Annotated in this window: 1 protein-coding gene; it reads right to left on the bottom strand. The window is 39.9% G+C overall.

The window, feature by feature from the left end; all coding sequences use genetic code 11:
• On the bottom strand, positions 1–401 hold a 401-nt coding region (locus tag GD597_RS21730), incomplete at both ends, for a hypothetical protein (protein WP_216368667.1).

Genomic DNA, 401 nt, shown 5'->3' with positions numbered 1-401 from the left:
TGCGCAACCTCCCATTCCGGTTGCCTTTCTATACATCAAGGCAAAGAAAGTAACCAAACACTTTTGGGAAACGATTTCAATTATAGAAGCACCTTCAGGCACACACTTTTTTGCATGGTACTTATTACCCACTTTGTAATTCATCAAATCCGCAAAGTAATCCATCATTATTTCTCCGTCATTCATCAAACTCCCTCCGTCATTCATCAAACTCCCTCCGTAATCCATCAAACTTGCTCCGTCATTTATCAAACTCGCTCCGTAATCCATCAAACTTGCTCCGTCATTCATCAAATTCGCTCCGTCATTCATCAAATTTGCACCGTAATCAATCATTCTTGCACCGTCATTTATCAAACTCGCTTGGTAATTCATCAAATTCGCACCGTAATTCATCAAAT

Source organism: Limnovirga soli, from assembly GCF_013106755.1.
Taxonomy (GTDB): domain Bacteria; phylum Bacteroidota; class Bacteroidia; order Chitinophagales; family Chitinophagaceae; genus Limnovirga; species Limnovirga soli.
This window is presented reverse-complemented; position numbering and strand designations above follow the sequence as displayed.